The sequence below is a fragment of the Parasphingorhabdus cellanae genome, assembly GCF_017498565.1.
Taxonomy (GTDB): domain Bacteria; phylum Pseudomonadota; class Alphaproteobacteria; order Sphingomonadales; family Sphingomonadaceae; genus Parasphingorhabdus; species Parasphingorhabdus cellanae.
In genome coordinates this window covers 2759036-2775321 of record NZ_CP071794.1, presented here as the reverse complement: position 1 = coordinate 2775321, position 16286 = coordinate 2759036, and the positions used below count along the sequence as shown (strand labels likewise).

Annotated in this window: 14 protein-coding genes; 6 read left to right on the top strand and 8 right to left on the bottom strand. The window is 53.4% G+C overall.

Annotation, left to right across the window (positions count from 1 at the left end; all coding sequences use genetic code 11):
• The first annotated feature begins 4 nt into the window (after positions 1 to 4).
• The 5 genes from J4G78_RS18440 (at position 5) to J4G78_RS13370 (ending at position 5484) form a co-directional block, all read left to right on the top strand.
• Positions 5 to 589, top strand: coding sequence for an apurinic/apyrimidinic endonuclease family protein (locus J4G78_RS18440; RefSeq protein WP_445669899.1), 585 nt, complete (start codon positions 5 to 7; stop codon positions 587 to 589).
• Positions 590 to 712: 123 nt separating this feature from the next.
• Entirely contained in the window at positions 713 to 1342 is a 630-nt protein-coding gene (locus tag J4G78_RS18435) for an apurinic/apyrimidinic endonuclease family protein (RefSeq protein WP_445669898.1), read from the top strand.
• A 135-nt stretch (positions 1343 to 1477) separates the two neighbouring features.
• Positions 1478 to 2761: a cyclic di-GMP phosphodiesterase gene (locus J4G78_RS13380; protein WP_259371338.1), complete on the top strand. Its 1284-nt coding sequence runs from the start codon at positions 1478 to 1480 to the stop codon at positions 2759 to 2761.
• 24 nt (positions 2762 to 2785) lie between these two features.
• On the top strand, positions 2786 to 3217 hold the full coding sequence (locus tag J4G78_RS13375) for a glycoside hydrolase family 5 protein (RefSeq protein WP_207987031.1): 432 nt from the start codon (positions 2786 to 2788) through the stop codon (positions 3215 to 3217).
• A gap of 113 nt (positions 3218 to 3330) precedes the next feature.
• The gene (locus J4G78_RS13370; protein ID WP_207987030.1) at positions 3331 to 5484 is read left to right on the top strand and encodes a dihydrolipoyl dehydrogenase family protein; all 2154 of its coding nucleotides are present in this window, start codon (positions 3331 to 3333) and stop codon (positions 5482 to 5484) included.
• A 250-nt stretch (positions 5485 to 5734) separates the two neighbouring features.
• Here the strand turns inward: J4G78_RS13370 and J4G78_RS13365 are convergent, their stop codons facing one another.
• The 4 genes from J4G78_RS13365 to J4G78_RS13350 all read right to left on the bottom strand — a co-directional run bounded on the left by J4G78_RS13365 (position 5735) and on the right by J4G78_RS13350 (position 11209).
• Entirely contained in the window at positions 5735 to 6340 is a 606-nt protein-coding gene (locus tag J4G78_RS13365; RefSeq protein ID WP_207987029.1) for a CDP-alcohol phosphatidyltransferase family protein, read from the bottom strand.
• Positions 6341 to 6373: 33 nt separating this feature from the next.
• Positions 6374 to 7642 (bottom strand): NupC/NupG family nucleoside CNT transporter, encoded by a 1269-nt coding sequence (locus J4G78_RS13360; RefSeq protein WP_207987028.1) that lies wholly within the window; start codon positions 7640 to 7642, stop codon positions 6374 to 6376.
• Between the two features lie 83 nt (positions 7643 to 7725).
• Positions 7726 to 8517 (bottom strand): SDR family oxidoreductase, encoded by a 792-nt coding sequence (locus J4G78_RS13355; protein WP_207987027.1) that lies wholly within the window; start codon positions 8515 to 8517, stop codon positions 7726 to 7728.
• Between the two features lie 160 nt (positions 8518 to 8677).
• A complete protein-coding gene (locus J4G78_RS13350) occupies positions 8678 to 11209 on the bottom strand; it encodes a TonB-dependent receptor (protein ID WP_259371370.1) in 2532 nt (843 codons plus the stop codon).
• Positions 11210 to 11544: 335 nt separating this feature from the next.
• On the opposite strand from J4G78_RS13350, the gene J4G78_RS13345 reads away from it, so the two are divergent.
• Positions 11545 to 12306: an SDR family oxidoreductase gene (locus J4G78_RS13345; RefSeq protein ID WP_207987025.1), complete on the top strand. Its 762-nt coding sequence runs from the start codon at positions 11545 to 11547 to the stop codon at positions 12304 to 12306.
• 4 nt (positions 12307 to 12310) lie between these two features.
• Here J4G78_RS13345 and J4G78_RS13340 read toward each other — a convergent pair whose 3' ends face one another.
• The 4 genes from J4G78_RS13340 to J4G78_RS13325 form a co-directional block, all read right to left on the bottom strand.
• Positions 12311 to 12706, bottom strand: a complete 396-nt coding sequence (locus J4G78_RS13340) for a limonene-1,2-epoxide hydrolase family protein (protein WP_207987024.1) — start codon at positions 12704 to 12706, stop codon at positions 12311 to 12313.
• Positions 12707 to 12717: 11 nt separating this feature from the next.
• On the bottom strand, positions 12718 to 13740 hold the full coding sequence (locus tag J4G78_RS13335; protein WP_207987023.1) for an NADP-dependent oxidoreductase: 1023 nt from the start codon (positions 13738 to 13740) through the stop codon (positions 12718 to 12720).
• 111 nt (positions 13741 to 13851) lie between these two features.
• Positions 13852 to 15021 (bottom strand): acyl-CoA dehydrogenase family protein, encoded by a 1170-nt coding sequence (locus J4G78_RS13330; protein WP_243457094.1) that lies wholly within the window; start codon positions 15019 to 15021, stop codon positions 13852 to 13854.
• A 115-nt stretch (positions 15022 to 15136) separates the two neighbouring features.
• Complete coding sequence (locus tag J4G78_RS13325; protein ID WP_207987022.1) at positions 15137 to 16282, bottom strand: thiolase family protein; 1146 nt, start codon at positions 16280 to 16282, stop codon at positions 15137 to 15139.
• Positions 16283 to 16286 lie beyond the last annotated feature (4 nt).

Sequence of the window (16286 nt, the reverse complement as noted above, 5' to 3'; positions counted from 1 at the left end):
CATAATGACCGATCACCAAGCCGCCGCCAGCGCCTATTTCAAATCATTGCCACAGGCCCGCTATGAAGGTCCGGATAGCCAGAGTGATTTTGCCTATCGCTATTATGACAAAAACCGGGTGGTCATGGGCAAAACAATGGAAGAGCAACTACGCCTCTCGGTCTGCTTCTGGCACACATTCTGTTGGGATGGATCGGACGTCTTTGGTGCTGGCGGTTTCAACCGGCCATGGTATCAGATGGATGATCCAAGGGCCGCCGCCAAAGCCAAACGCGAAGCGGCGTTCGATCTGTTCAACCTGCTTGACCTGCCATTTTACAGCTTCCACGATGTCGATGTCATGGCACCGGCGGAAACTGCGCAGGAGCATGTCGCCAACATTGCCGAAGCGGTCGATCATCTCGAACAGCTGATGGCAAGCTCGGGCCGGAAATTGCTTTGGGGCACCGCCAATAATTTCTCTCACCCGCGATACATGGCCGGGGCTTCGACCAATCCCAATCCGGAAATTGCGGCCTTTGCCGGCCTGCAAGTGCGCGAGGCATTGAATGCCACGCACAGACTGGGCGGCGCCAATTATGTTCTATGAGGCGGCCGGGAAGGCTATGATACGATACTCAACACCAATATTCGGCAGGAGCTGGATCAACTGGGAAAGTTCCTCGCGCTGGTTGTCGAGCATAAACACAAAATCGGCTTCACCGGTGACATATTGATTGAACCCAAACCGCATGAACCAACCAAGCATCAATATGACAGCACCGTGCAAACCGTACACGCGTTCCTGCAACGCTATGGCCTGGAAGGCGAGGTACGGGTCAATATCGAGGCCAATCATGCCACCCTTGCCGGGTTGAGTTTTGAGCATGAAGTCGACATGGCCTTTGCTCTCGATATATTCGGATCGCTCGATCTCAACCGCGGTGACCCGCAAAATGGCTGGGATACGGATCAGTTTCCCAATGATCTGCGCGAAGTGACGCTGATGATGAAATCCATCCTCTCCGCCGGTGGCATGAAAAATGGCGGGATGAATTTCGATGCCAAAGTCCGCCGTCAGAGCATCACCGCCGAAGATATTGCGCAATCGCATATCGGTGCCGTCGACCTGATGGCCCGCGCACTGCTGAATGCCGAGGCGATGATTAAGGACGGCCGGATCGACCAGTTCAAGGAACAGCGCTATGCTGGCTGGAATGAGGGCATTGGAGCAAAAATGCTCGCCGGCGATGTCAATCTAGACGCAGTTGCGGATTTTGCGCTGACCAGCAATCACGCGCCAGCGCCGGTCTCTGGCAGACAGGAATGGCTCGAAAATGTGGTGACCCAGTTGGTCAAGTAGCGGGAATTGATATTGTTTTTCTGCGCATGATCTTCACACCCAAACATTTGTAAAATCGAAACGAGGTCACATTAAAGAACAACAACCTTTGCCGTAAACAGCAGTGACAATCGACCAGACTAAGAGTTTCGGTAAATGCTGCACAGGATCAAGACCAGTGAGTTGGAGGTGGGGATGTTTATCGATTCCCTCGAATGCTCTTGGCTTGAAAGTCCTTTTTGGCGCTCGCGGTTTCCGATAACCGACGCTGAGCAGCTGGAAACCCTCCTGTCCAGCGACGTATATTGGGTGCAGATTGACGATAGCAAAGGCAAGGGACTCCCGGGTCCATCCTCGCCGCAGAGCCAGGTGCGTGTGGAGACCCCGACGCACGTAAAGACAGTGACAAAGGCCGCCCCTTCGCCTGCGGTTCAGAAACGGCCAGCCATATCGGTAATGGAAAGGCAGGAGATTAAGCGACTATCCCCGCGTGAGCGCGCAGCGGAAATGCGCAGGGCCTCTACTACAATCAAGCGCTCGCGCGAAGACGTGATGACTCTGTTCGAAGATGCGCGCCTCGGCAATAGCGTGAAATCAGAGAAAATGGCGCCGTTGGTGGAGCGCATATCCAATTCGGTCGATATTGACCCGAGCGTCATTCTGAATATGGCACGGCTCAAAACAAAGGATGAATATACCTATCTTCATTCTGTTGCCGTTTGCGCTCTGATGATAAACCTCGGTCGTAAACTGCGCCTTCCAGAAGCGCAAATTCACGATATCGGCATGGCTGGTATGCTGCACGACGTCGGGAAAACATCTATCCCGGACAGCATATTGCTGAAACCTGGCAAGCTAGAAGATGCGGAATGGACTACTGTTCGCGACCATCCCCAGAGAGGCCATGACATCTTATCCGCTTCAGAAGGCGTGAGCGATATCGCGCTTGAAGTCTGTCTCCGACACCATGAGAAGATGGACGGGACTGGATATCCGGGAAAGATGGAGGCAGATGATTTAAGTATTTTTACACGTATGTCGTCAATCTGCGATGTCTATGACGCGTTAACCTCACAGCGCCCTTATAATGTGCCACTATCCGCGTCGCAGGCTCTTGCCAAAATGCAGTCTTGGTCCGGTCATTTCGACCAACTTATCCTCCGTGATTTTGTTGATAGCCTTGGCATATTGCCGGTTGGAACCTTGGTCAAACTCGATCACAATGAACTGGCTATAGTGATTGGGGAATCACCAACTGACTTCGCAGCGCCCATTGTTCGCAGCTTCCATTCAATGGATAAGGATAGGGCCATTGCGCCCCAAGATATCGACACAGGCCGGAAAAAATCGCGGAAGGTGCTCTCAATAGAAGATCCTGAAGATTGGAATTTTTCCGACTGGTCTAATTTATCAGCCAAGTTGCTAACGAAACAGATGTAGGTCTGATTATCAGAAAGTCAGACCGTGACCGGATATTGGTCTGTTTCTATCAGCTCAACCCGCAAACCGAAAGACAATTTTGACGTGCGGTCGATGACAGATGCGCTGGGTCTGAAAGTTCTTGGATCACATATCAACTGGAAGCGGCTGCGCGAAGATCCGCCTTATACTGTTGAGGAATCCTTCATGCACCACGTCTTGCAAGACGATGTCCAGAAGATCCGCGATCACGTTGCGCGCACCGGCAAAACACCGTTCATGGGTGAATTTGGCGCTATTGACTTGATACCTGTCGCGGAACGGGTGCAATATCAAAAAGCCGTTCGCACCGCTTTTGATGCTGTCGGCATTGGCATGTGTGCGTGGGCTTACACCAATACATTCCCGCTCTATGACAGCCGTACGAAGGAATGGCTGCCCGGGATGCTTGATGCCATGGGCTTGAAAGACAAATAGTTTTTCGGGTCAGCAAACCTAAAAAGCGGCATCGACGACGACAGTGTAACCGGTTATGCCCTAGCCACGAATAATAGAAAATTATTCTGTTCAGGGGCTAAGGAAAAACCGGCATGTTGAAAAAATTATTGGTTCTGGCTGTCATCGTGGCGGCGATATTTGCGTTTTTTCACTATGACCTTGGTTCCCAGCTGACGCTTGAGAACCTGAAGTCGCAGCAGGAAGCAATAGATGCGCAATATCGCGCCAATCCGCTAGTCATCATCGGCATATTCTTCCTCATCTACGTCGCAGTGACCGCGCTTTCTATCCCGGGCGCAGCAGTCATGACGCTCGCTGCGGGCGCGCTATTCGGCGTGGTAGTCGGAACGATAGTGGTGTCCTTTGCATCCACCATCGGCGCAACTATGGCTTTCCTGGCTTCCCGCTATCTGCTTGGCGACTGGGTGCAGGACAAATTTGGGCAGCGGCTCAAGAAAATCAACGAAGGTATTGAACGCGACGGCGCTTTCTATCTTATCTCCATCCGGCTTGTCCCTGCCTTTCCATTCTTCGTCGTCAATCTGCTCATGGGTCTGACGAAGATCCGATTGCTGACCTATTTCATTGCCAGCCAAATCGGTATGTTTGCTGGCACCATTGTATTCGTCAATGCCGGGACACAACTGTCCCAAGTGGAATCGGTCAGCGAAGTCTTTTCGCCCTCCGTCATTGGATCTTTCGTTCTGCTTGCGATTTTTCCGTGGATTGCCAAAGGCGCTATTGGCCTCATCAAGAACCGCAAAATCTACAAAGGCTGGACCAGACCGAAGAAATTTGACCGCAACCTGATCGTCATCGGTGCGGGTTCCGGCGGGCTGGTATCCTCGCTGATCGCGGCCACGATCAATGCCAAGGTCACACTTATCGAGTCCGGCAAGATGGGCGGCGACTGCCTGAACTATGGCTGTGTCCCCTCAAAAGCGCTCATCAAAAGCGCCAAAATTGCCGAGCAAATGCAACATGCCGATCGCTATGGCCTGACCGCCACTAAGCCTGTCATCAATTTCAAAAATGTGATCGCCCGGGTCGAAGATATTATCAAAACCATCGAACCCCATGACAGTGTCGAGCGGTTTGAAGGCCTCGGCGTGGATGTGGTGCAAGGCTATGCCCGGCTGACCGATCCATGGACCGTCGAGATTGAACGCAATGACGGCGGCACCCAGACATTGACCGGCAAGGCGATTGTCCTAGCCACAGGTGCGCGGCCCTTCGTTCCGCCCCTGCCCGGCTTGGAGGACACCGGCTATCTGACCAGCGACACGCTCTGGGAAGAAATGGCGAAGCGCGAAGCTGTTCCTGAAAAAATGGTCGTGCTCGGCGGAGGCCCGATTGGTTGTGAATTGTCGCAGTCCTTTGCGCGTCTGGGCAGCAATGTCACCCTGATCGAAATGGCGGGCCGCGTCATGGGTATCGAGGACGAGGATGTGTCCGAGATCGCATCCAAAGCGCTGACCGATTCCGGCGTTACGTTGCTCTGCAATCACAAGGCTCTGCGTACCGAGATGCAGAACGGCACCAAAATGATCATTGTCGAGAATGACAGCGGCGAACAGGCCCTGCCCTTTGACGATCTGCTCATCGCTGTTGGCCGCGCGGCGCGGCTTGAAGGTTTTGGTCTGGAAGAGCTTGGCGTTGAAACCGACCGGACGCTGGTGACCAATGAACATCTGCAGGCCACATTCCCGCATATCTATGCCGCGGGCGACGTTGCCGGTCCTTATCAACTGACCCATAATGCCTCGCATCAGGCTTGGTTCGCCACGGTCAATGCGCTGTTCGGGCGGTTTAAGAAGTTCAAACCAAGCTATGAATTTCTGCCGTGGACGACGTTCCTCGATCCCGAAATCGCGCATGTTGGTCTCAATGAACAAGAAGCCGAAAAAGAGGGCATCGAATATGAGGTCACCAAATATGGCCTTGATGATCTCGACCGCGCGATTGCCGAAAGCGCGACCGAGGGTTTTGTCAAAGTCCTGACACCGCCGGGCAAGGACCGGATTTTGGGTGTGACCATTGTCGGTCAAAATGCTGGCGAGTTACTCACCGAATATGTGCTGGCGATGAAGCATGGCCTGGGCCTCGGCAAGATTTTGGGCACGATCCACACCTATCCGACGATGGCGGAAGCCAACAAATTTGCTGCCGGTGAATGGCGCAAAAAGCATAAGCCGGAATGGGCATTGAAATGGCTGGAGCGCTATTTCAACTGGGCGCGAAGTTAGGCCAAAGTTCACACGGTTCACAGATGGTTTTCCAGCTGGTGGTGAACAGATGAAAACGGGTTAAGTTTACAATGTGCACAAAGTCCATTCGGGACTTTTCAAAGCGCGATTTTGCTCAAAGTTCACACAATTCACAGCATATTAAGCCTGGAAAACTGTCGATAGTGATTTTTCAAAACTGAGAAAGAGCCGGGGCAAAACTATCATGAAACGCACTCTGTAGGAAAGCCGATAGTGCAGGTTATTCAGCTCAATCGCGAAAGCTGGTCCGCGCCAAAACGCTGCGCTGGAGCACCGTCACCACACACAATCCCGCAAAAACATAGGCCAGTGTCGCGAAATGCATCGGGAACAGGCACATGATCAGGAAAAAGGCAATTGTCTCTCCACCCTCGGCCAAGCCGGTACTGTAGAAAAAACTCTTCTCGCCATGAGCGCTGGTCTCGGCGCCTTGTTCTGCCGCTGTCACTGCAAAGGCAAGAAAGCTGATCCCGGTTATCGTGAAAGCGGCGACCAGCGTTACGGCAGGCAATAGATTGACGGGGTCCGCTATCCCGAAAGCTAGCGGAATTGAGACATAAAAAATGAAATCACAAACAATATCAAGGTAACCGCCAAAGGCTGTCTTTTGAGTAGCGCGCGCTACAGCGCCGTCCAGACCATCTAGAATGCGGCTGACGACGACCAGCGCCAGCGCCCAATCATAATGCTGGACTGTGACAGCATAAGCGGCGCCCAAGCCAAAGCCGAGGCCGAGCAGCGTAACCATATTGGCGGTCAGACCGATCTTCGCCAATCCCCGCCCAACGGCGTTAAGGGGCGGATCAATCAGCGGCCGGATTTTGGCGTCAAACATCTGCGCTTCCAAGACCCCAGTTCAATCTCTCTTCTAAACCCATGTGATAATACCGATCACCGCGCCCGTCATCGCGGTGGCGCAATTGCCGGCAAACCAGCTTTTCATACCCAGCCCTGCAACCTCGGCCCGGCGGTCAGGACACAATGTACCGATGGTCGAAATAATCAAGCCAACGCTGGCCAGATTAGCCACCCCGCAAAGCGCATAAGTCACGATAAGCTGGCCCTTGGCGCTGAAAGTATCGGCAGGCAGTGCGGCCAGTTCCAGATAAGCGACATATTCGTTGAGGATCGCCTTGGTACCCATAAGCGATCCCGCCGCCGCCGATTCCTCCCACGGCACGCCAATCATCCACATCAGCGGCGCGAATATCCAGCCGAAAATTCGTTTCAAGGTCAGCGCTTCGCCAGCGACCGATGGCAGCACAGACAGTATTTGATCGGCCAAGGCGACAAAGGCAAAGATAACGATAATCACCGCGATCACCGCCAGGAATAGTTGGACACCATCCATCGTCCCCTTGATAATCGCATCAAAGCTATTGTCATATTTCAGCCCCGGTTCTTCACGGTTAACCTTGGTATCGGACAGTCCAGGCACCATCAGCCGAGCCAGTAGGATCGCGGCTGGCAAAGATATTAACGAGGCCGAGATCATATGGCCAACCGCATTCGGGACGGTCTTTTCCAGCGTCGTCGCATAGAGCACCAATATCGCACCCGATATGGTCGACATAGCCAGCACCATGATCGCAAATAGCTCCGCGCGGCTCATCTTTTCAAAATAAGCGCGCACGGCGAGCGGCGATTCCACTACGCCGAGAAAAATATTCGCTCCGCCGCTTAGGCCAACCACACCGCTGACGCCGAGGGTCTTTTGCAGCGCCCAGGACAGACCTTTGACCATCAGCTGCAACACACGCCAGTGCCATAGGAGCGCGGCAAGCGCCGAGAAGACGATGACCAGCGGCAATATCTGAAAAGCGATGATCAGCGGCGGCGCAGCGCCTTCCTTGAGAACAAAGGGCAATTCCGCCCCACCGACATAGCCGAACATATAACTGGAACCAACGAGCGTCGCTTGTTCGATCGCTTGCACGCCTTGGTTAGCAAGGCCGATAATGTCCCAGATAAAAGGAATGCGGACGATGGAAACCGCCAGAATGAACTGCACCGCAATCGCGCCCGCGATCCAGCGCCAGCTTGGCCTGTCCTTGCGATTTTCCGACAACGCCCATGCGACGGTCAGGATGAACGCGATACCGATCAGGCCCTGAAGCTGGCTCAATATTTCAAGCAATAGCACTCTTCCCCGTGACAATGCGATAATGCACTACCATGGCGGAAAATTAAGACAGCGCCAACAGGCTTTGTGTGGCCTCGCTAGGAAGCGGCAGCAACAGCCCCCATCATCAATTCCTGATCCTTGCGCGTGGGATTGCCGCGCAGGCACAGGCCGCCATTGACCTGCAAATTCTCACCGGTCATGAAACATTCGTCGCTGGCAAGGAACACAGCCGCCGCTGCGATATCTTCGCTGGTCCCAATCCGGCCCAGTGGATAGCGTGCTTCGAAAGACTCGACCAATCCCGGAACCTGATCAACGCCGGCGGTCATCGGTGTACGGGTCAGACCCGGCGAAATGCTGTTGGCTCTGATACCCCGATCGCCAAATTCATGGGCAATGCAGCGAATGATATGATCGGTCGCTGCCTTGGTGCCCATATAGGCAGCATGGTCGTTGAGCATGATTGTCGCGGTCGCCGAGCTGATCTGGATAATTGAGCCCCCGTCCTTCATGGCTTTGATCATCGCCTGATAAAATTGGAACGGGCCGACCAGCTGCAATGCTGACATCAGCTCAAGCTCTTCTCTGGTATTTTCCAGAAACGGCTTAAGAAAGCCGAGACCAGTCGCATTGATCGCAATGTCGACACCGCCCATTTTGCTGGTCGCGGTTTCGGCAAGCGCGTTGACTTCCTCCTCGTTGGTCAGGTCGCACAGTGCATAATGGCCGCCGAGCTCTTCGGCGAAGCGTTTTAGCTCGTCTTCCTTGCGGCCCGCCACAAGAACATCAGCCCCTTCGTCCCGCAAACGCTTGGCAATGACCTGCCCCATATTACCTGCGCCTGCTGCGCCCAGAATAATGGCTTTTTTTCCTTCAAGACGTCCCATATTTCGCTCCTCAATTTCTAAATTATCTCAGTCAGACTAGATTATCGATGGCCAGAGGCCACTCTCAATATGGCTATCTTCATGTGCTTTCGATCAGCCAATAAAAAGGCCGGGAGCAGCCCCAACTGCCCCGGCCTTCTACGATCAACGGGAGAGTTGATCAGAACTTGAAGGCGGCTTCCAGAAAGACCTGACGACCGCGATTTTGCGTGACGACTTGATCATCACCAATGGTAAGACCCAAGCCTGGACCGGCTAAGAAAGGACGGCCACCGCTGGTATTGATCCATATCTCATCCGTAAGGTTCACGCCGACAAGCGACAATCGCCACTTTCCGTCTGGATCACCCACAGAAACTGATCCATCAATGGTCACATAGCTATCCTGCTTGAGGTCATCCAACGTATCTTCATTTGTAAAATACGAACCGGTGTATAGCAGATTTCCGTTAAGCCCGAATTCGAGAGAATCGCTCATTGGCATGGTCCAATCGAACGCGATATTACCAGCAAATTTCGGTGCCCGCGCTGCTGTCCGCCCATCCAAATTTGTGTCATCAGCGCTGAAGGGACTATTTGGGTCACCCTCACCACTAATACCTGTAGGTCCAGGAGCTCCGGGACCATCTGTTCCGGGATCAGTTATGAAAGTATCCGTGAATTTTGCATCGGTATAAGCCAGAGCACCGGAAAAGTTCAGACCTTCGACAGGTGTCTGCCAAGCCCATTCAACATCGATACCTTTGCTGGTTAGCTGACTAGCATTAAATGTCTCGAACTGGACCGTTGTTGCGTCAAAATTCTGTACTTGCAGGTCATCAAATACATAATAAAAAGCCGAAACATTCAAGGTAACTGACCGATCTGCAAACTGACTTTTTACCCCGATTTCGCCGCCGAGACCGGTCTCGGATTTAAACCGCAGCGAATCAGCAACTGCCTGACGTACCGCCGGGTCGGGACTGTCGAAGCCGAGCAGACTAGAAGATGGGAGCGCACTATTATCAATACCGCCAGATTTAAAGCCCGTTTTGAACGCACCGTAAATGTTGATGTCTGGTGTTGCTTGATAACGAAGCGATACTTCTGGTGAGAAATTCGAGTCTGAGAACTTAATTGGTCCCGAGAAGAAACCGCTATCAATAAAGTTAGGAGTTGCTGATAAGAATGTATGAACATAGGGGACCGAAATCGTACTTGTCTTAGTTTCGTCGGTCCAGCGAACACCGCCAGATAGCTGTAGTTGATCGGTGAAATCAAGAGTGACACTGCTGAAAAGAGAAACAGCTTCCGTTTTCGTGTTCTGCTTCTTGAAATAGTCAAACGTGCTCCCGGTTACTGGGTCCGGTGCGACAATCGATATGTTGACCGCCTGTTGGGATGTATTAAAATCGATTTCTCGGCTTTCATAAAATGCTCCAATCATGAAGTTAAACATGCCATCAAAATCGCTGGCCAACCGAAGTTCCTGAGTGAATTGTTCGGTTGCGTTTTGTGGATCACTACAACCGAAGCCCTGTGCCGATCCAGCAGTGTTGACCGCAGCCAGTGCCGGCGCAATTGCACCAACCGGAGCACCACCCGGATTGAACGCAGGTCCAACACCGACATAGCCGTAACAATCAAAATCCACCGCGTCCAAATTAAGATATCCTGAAACCGAAGAGACAGTGAGCGTATCAGAGACATCAAGGTCCCATTTCAAGCGGCCGAAGATAATGTCCGTTTCGCCAAATGGCGTACCTTTAAATTTACCTTGACCGGGACTCCCGTCCGGAAATTGCTGAACCAGTGTGGCCGAAGGATCCGCCGTTGGATACAGCCCGTCGTTCGTGTCACAACTCGCGTTGGACGGAACTGCAATTCCACCGCCAAGCAAAACAATTTCATCGGCACGACCATTTGGGCCGCAATCGATGTCTGAATGCGCAATGGCGCCGTCATTTTCGTTTCTGATATAATTCAATTTCAAATTTGCATTAAAGTTATCAGATGGTTCCCACTGCAATGTTAAGCGACCCACAAAGTCTTTTAAGCCACGTGATTGATTGATAGCCGGCGTCCCAGCCTCTAATTCAACGTAGTCTTCGACATTGGTATACTGTCCTGCCAAGCGAATGCCTAAGGTATCGCTTAGTGGGCCAGAAATATAACCGCCAATAACTGTTCCATTTTCTTCAAATTCCTGTGATACCTTCACACCCATTTCCCAATCGGGGGTAGGGTTCGCTGACCGGATAGAGAACACACCGGCCGAGGCACTTTTACCAAAGAAAAGAGATTGAGGTCCTTTCAACACATCAATCTGTTCAACGTCAAAGAAGCCCGCCTGAACCATCCTCATCGTGCTGACCTGAACTCCATCAAAGTCAAAAGCGACAGCTGAATCAAATGCGGCCGAAATGTTCGAGGAGCCGACACCGCGCAATGAAATCTGTCCGCCAGATCCGGAACCACCCACTTGCACGTTCAGCGCAGGAACACGGCTCACCACATCCGCAATCTGGTCAACCTGGAATTTTTCCAATGTGTCGCCGCCAATAGCGGTCACGGTCACTGGCACTTCCTGCAACGTCTCCGTCTGCTTACGGGCGATAACCGTGATAACATTGCTGTCATCATCTTCGGCAGCATCCTGTGCATGGGCAGGGGCAGCGACGCCGGCAAAGGCCAAGCTAGCGGCAGAACCCATAAGCAACCCGCGCATGGGTTTTGTTGCAAAAATACTATTGTGGCGTTTCGATTGTTTAGTCATCACTCTCTCCCAAAAAGCCCCGGTCTATGACCCGGGTCCCATCCAAAATAACTGGCGGTTTTTCCGCCTTAATTATGGGATCATCTTAAGCAGGAGTTTCGCAGCGCTCTGCTAGCCAATTTGATAGCAAATATGCGAAACTGTGATATTCGCGCAACATTATGATCGGTGCGGATCAGAAATCCCCTACGGAAACTAACGATAATGGGGATTGCTATGATGAGCCTGTTCACAGCCTATAGGTTCTAGAATCAGGTTTGGAGGGAGTTGTTATGGGCCGGTTAGATGGTAAAATTGCGATAGTCACAGGAGCAGGTTCGGGACTGGGAAAAGCCATAAGCGAGAGCTTTGCAAGCGAAGGCGCAAAGGTGGTGGTCACAGATGTGAATGCCGAGAGCGCCGAGAGCGTTGCCACAGCGATCGGTGCCAATGCCATGGCGCTGCATCAAGATGTGGCCGACGTGCAGCGCTGGCAGGCGGTTTTTGAAGAGACAGAAAAAGCCTTTGGAACGCCGCATATATTGGTCAACAATGCTGGCCTGGTCATTCCCGCCACTATCGAGGATTGCACATTGGAGCAATTTCGGCTGACCAACTCCATTATGCTGGAAGGTGTTTTTCTTGGTTGTCAGACAGCGGTCCGAGCCATGAAGGCACAAGAGGAGCTCTGCTCTATTATCAACCTGAGCTCCATGGCAGCTTTGCAGGGCTATTCGCCTTTCCTCGCCTATGCAGCGGCCAAGGGCGGCGTGCGGTCCATGACCAAATCGGTCGCGCTCCACTGCAAGGAACAAAATTACCCGATCCGCTGCAACAGCTTGCATCCTGCGGGTATCGACACGCCGATGGTCCGGCAGGCGGCAGTCGGCGCAGAAGGTGATCCAACACCGGAAACCGGCATGATCCCGCTAGGCGGATTGGGCCATACCAATGATGTTGCGGAACTATGCGTCTATCTGGCCAGCGATGCATCGCGCTTCATGACGGCGGGCGAGTATCCAGTGGACAATGGGACGCTGTATCAGCCGAATTGAGCAGTCAGGCGTTGCCAGCACCCATCACGCGCGCCATCTCGTTCTGGAATTCGGCAAGATCGAAATAGTCGCGCCATTTTGCGATCTTGCCGCCTGCAATTTCAAACGTGCCCATCACCCGGATCGCGATCCATGCGCTATTGATGCGGAACTTGTCGGTCCGCTCGGTCAGAACCACATTTCCGTTGGTGGCGATATGGTGGGTTATCCATTCCGCGCCATCGGACCCCATGCCGGAGCCTTCGAAAAAAGCGCGTACCGCCTCTATCCCTTCGCACGGTTCCATCGGGATATTGTGGTAGAAAATATCGTCCGCCATCGCGGCGTAGATCGAATCATAGTCAAGATTGTTCCAGCTTTCGATAAAGTCGAGAACGATTTTTTCAGCAGCATTGGACATGGTTGAAATTCCTATTCCTGTGGTGAGACATCCAGAATCATTTTGCCTTGATTGCCGCCAGAGAACAGCTTCATGAAGGCATCATAGCTATTTTCGATGCCTTTTTCGATATCCTCATCATGCTTGATTTTCCCCTCGGCCAGCCATTGTCCCATTTGCGCAATGCCTTCGGGAAAGCGCGGCGGATAGTCACGGACCAAGAAGCCTTTGATCGTCGCCTGACGCGAGATCAGATACCACAGGTTTCGCGTGCCCACGGGCTCCGGGCTGTTATATTCGCTGATCAATCCGCACAGCACCATCCGGCCATATTCGTTGATCGATGCGATGCCGGCATCCATGATTTCGCCACCAACATTTTCCCAGATCAGATCCACGCCGTCGGGCGCGGCGGCGGCAATTTCTGCCTCAAGCTGCGCCTGACTCTTGCCGCGATAATCAATAGCTGCGTCAAAGCCATAATCATCGACAAGTTTCGCACATTTATCTGCGCCGCCAGCAATACCGACCACCCGGCAGCCCTTGATCTTGCCGATCTGTCCGACCAGCGAGCCAACCGCACCCGCCGCGCCGGTGACGAGCAACGTCTCGCCCTCTTTGGGTTTGCCGTCATCGATCATGCCGAAATAGGCGGTCATGCCGACAGCGCCCAATACGGAAAGGAAATTGGTCGGTGATGGGACCAGCGATGCGTCGACAGGCGCGGTAAAGCCGCCTACCTGACAAACTGAATATTCCTCCATTGCGGCCAAGCCAACCACCCATTGACCTTCGGGGAAATCCGGATTTTTTGACGCATGGACCCGGCCAACGGCGCTCGCCGTTACCGCCGCGCCCAAGGCGATGGGCGGCATATAGCTTTCCGCATCACTCATCCATCCGCGCTGGGCTGGATCGAGAGAAATATAGTGATTGCGGACGAGAAAGGAGCCATCTTCCAGTTCCGGCAGGTCTTCTTCCACCAGTGCGAAATCGCTCGGCTTGGGTTCTCCGTCAGGGCGGCTGACGAGCGTAAATTTGCGGTTCTTGGTCATGGGTTTCTATATCCTATTGCTGCTTTTAACTTCAAAATCGCGCTCACCCTGAGCCTGTCGAAGGGTCGTATCGGCAATATGCTTCGACAAGCTCAGCATGAGCGCATTGGTCTAATTTAGCTGCCCGTGGGATTTCTTGATTTTCTTGGCGAGCGACCATTTGTGCACTTCGGTCGGGCCATCATAAACACGGAACGCACGCACTTCGCGGAAGACCTGTTCGACAACCGTATCCTGGCTGAGGCCGGTGCCGCCCATCACCTGCACGCATTTGTCGGCGATGCGGAACAGCGCTTCGGACACCGCGACTTTCGCCATCGAACTTTCGGTCGTGCCAATTTCTCCGGTATCAAGAACCTTCGCGCACCAGTCGATCATCAACTCTGCCTGCTTCAGATCAATCTGATTTTCCGCCAGCATGAAACCGACACCTTCGTGATCAACCAACGGTTTGCCAAAGGCCATCCGCTTGCAGGCATAGTCGGTGGCAATTTCCTGCGCCCGGTCGCAGCAGCCAAGCCAGCGCATGCAATGGGTCAGCCGCGCTGGAGCCAACCGAACCTGCGCATATTTGAAGCCCTCACCGCTTTCGCCAAGCATCTGGTCAGCAGGCACCCGCAAATTGTCGATATTCACCACCGAATGACTACCGGGCATGGAGCTGTCAATCGTATCCAGCACGCGCTCAATAGTGATTGCCGGATCGGGCAAATCGACAAGGAACATGCAGGCACCGTCATCGGACTTCGCCATCACAATCCCGACCGTCGCCCCTTTGGCCCCAGTAATAAAGGTCTTGCGGCCATTGATGATCCAGTGATTGCCATCCGGCTTGGCCGTGGTCTGCATCATCATCGGATCAGAACCCGCACCATTTTCACTGGCTGGTTCGGTCATAAAAAAGGCGGAGCGCGTGATACCTTCCACCAGCGGCTTGAGAAAATGCTCTTTCTGTTCCGGCGACGCGCATTTGCCGAGCAGGTACATATTGCCCTCATCCGGCGCGAACGTGTTAACGGCCAGCGGCCCGAGTGGCGACAGTCCCGATTTGCGCAGCACCAAGGCAGTTTCAAGATGCGTCAAATGGCTACCATCGTCGCGGATATGCGGCGTAAGGACACCCGCTTCCCTTGCCAAGGCGCGCATTTCCTGAACCAGTTCATCGGTGGGTCCATGATCCTCGCAACGCGGATCTTTTTCAAAGGCGAAGATTTTGTCGCGCACGAAGGTTTCGACTTTGTCGGCGATGGTCCGGGCTTCGGCGCTGATTTCGTGGTTCAATGGTTTTCCTTTTTAGAGCTTCGTCATGCTGAACTTGATTCAGCATCCAGTATTGCAAAACGCAACGCTAGACGCTCTGGACCCTGAATCAAGTTCAGGGTGACGATCATGACAATCAACGCTGCAATATCGTGACAGCGGAAACACCCGGCGCGCCATAGACCTGTGTATAGGCGGTCTTCGGATCGCCCGGCACCTGCCGCTCCCCGGCCGTCCCGCGCAGCTGCACGACATTTTCGTAAACTTGCCGCAGACCGGACGCACCAATGGGCTCTCCGCAAGCCAGACAACCGCCATCAGTATTCACTGGCAGTGCGCCGTTTATTTCGGTGCGCCCTTCAATCAGCCATTTTTCCTGATCGCCATGCGCACAGAAGCCATTTTCCGCCATATGCATGATTTCAGCACCCGCCTCGGTATCCTGAAGCTGCGCAACATCGATATCTTCCGGCCCCATCCCCGCCTGTTCAAAGGCAGCCTTGGCCGCCAGTTCGGTCGCTGTGCCGCCCCGCTCATTATCGATCGAAGCCGCAAAAACCTCAAACGATCCCGGTGGACGGGTACGCATCACCGAGGTCTTCAGACGGATCATCGGCCCGCCGAGTTCCTTGGCTTTTTTCTCGCTCGCGAGGATCAGGGCAACCGCGCCCTCAGCTGGTGAGCAGAACATATATTTATTGAGCGGATCGCTGATCATCGGCGCGTTCATGATGGTTTCAAGGTCCACCTCACTGCGCCGCCATGCGTGATCCGTCTTTGCCCCATTGCGGAAAGCCTTTTCAGAAACCCGTCCCAAGGCTTCGGTGCTTAAACCGTTCTCATGCAGGTAGCGCATGATTTTCGCGCCGAAAAACTGCGTGGTCAGCATATAGCCCGCTTCGCCATACCAGTTGGGCAGACCATAAGCCGCTGGGTCAGCATTAAACGCGCCGCGCGGATGTTTGTCGAAACCAACCGCCATGCCCATCTCATATTCGCCGGATTTGATCGCGCTCGCCGCCGCATTAAGCGCAGAACCACCTGTAGCGCAGCCATTGGAGACGTTGATAAACTGAATACCGGTCAAGCCGAGCTGTGACACCATTGTGTCCGCTGCGCCCGATGCGCTGGAACCGCCAAAAGCAAATTCAACATCTTCCCATTTTATACCAGTATCAGCCAAAGCCTGTTTCACGGCGTAAACGCCCTGATCCATCCCATCGCGGCCTTCGGTCCGGCCAAAGGGATGGATACCTGCGCCTACAATACATACGTCGCTCATTGCA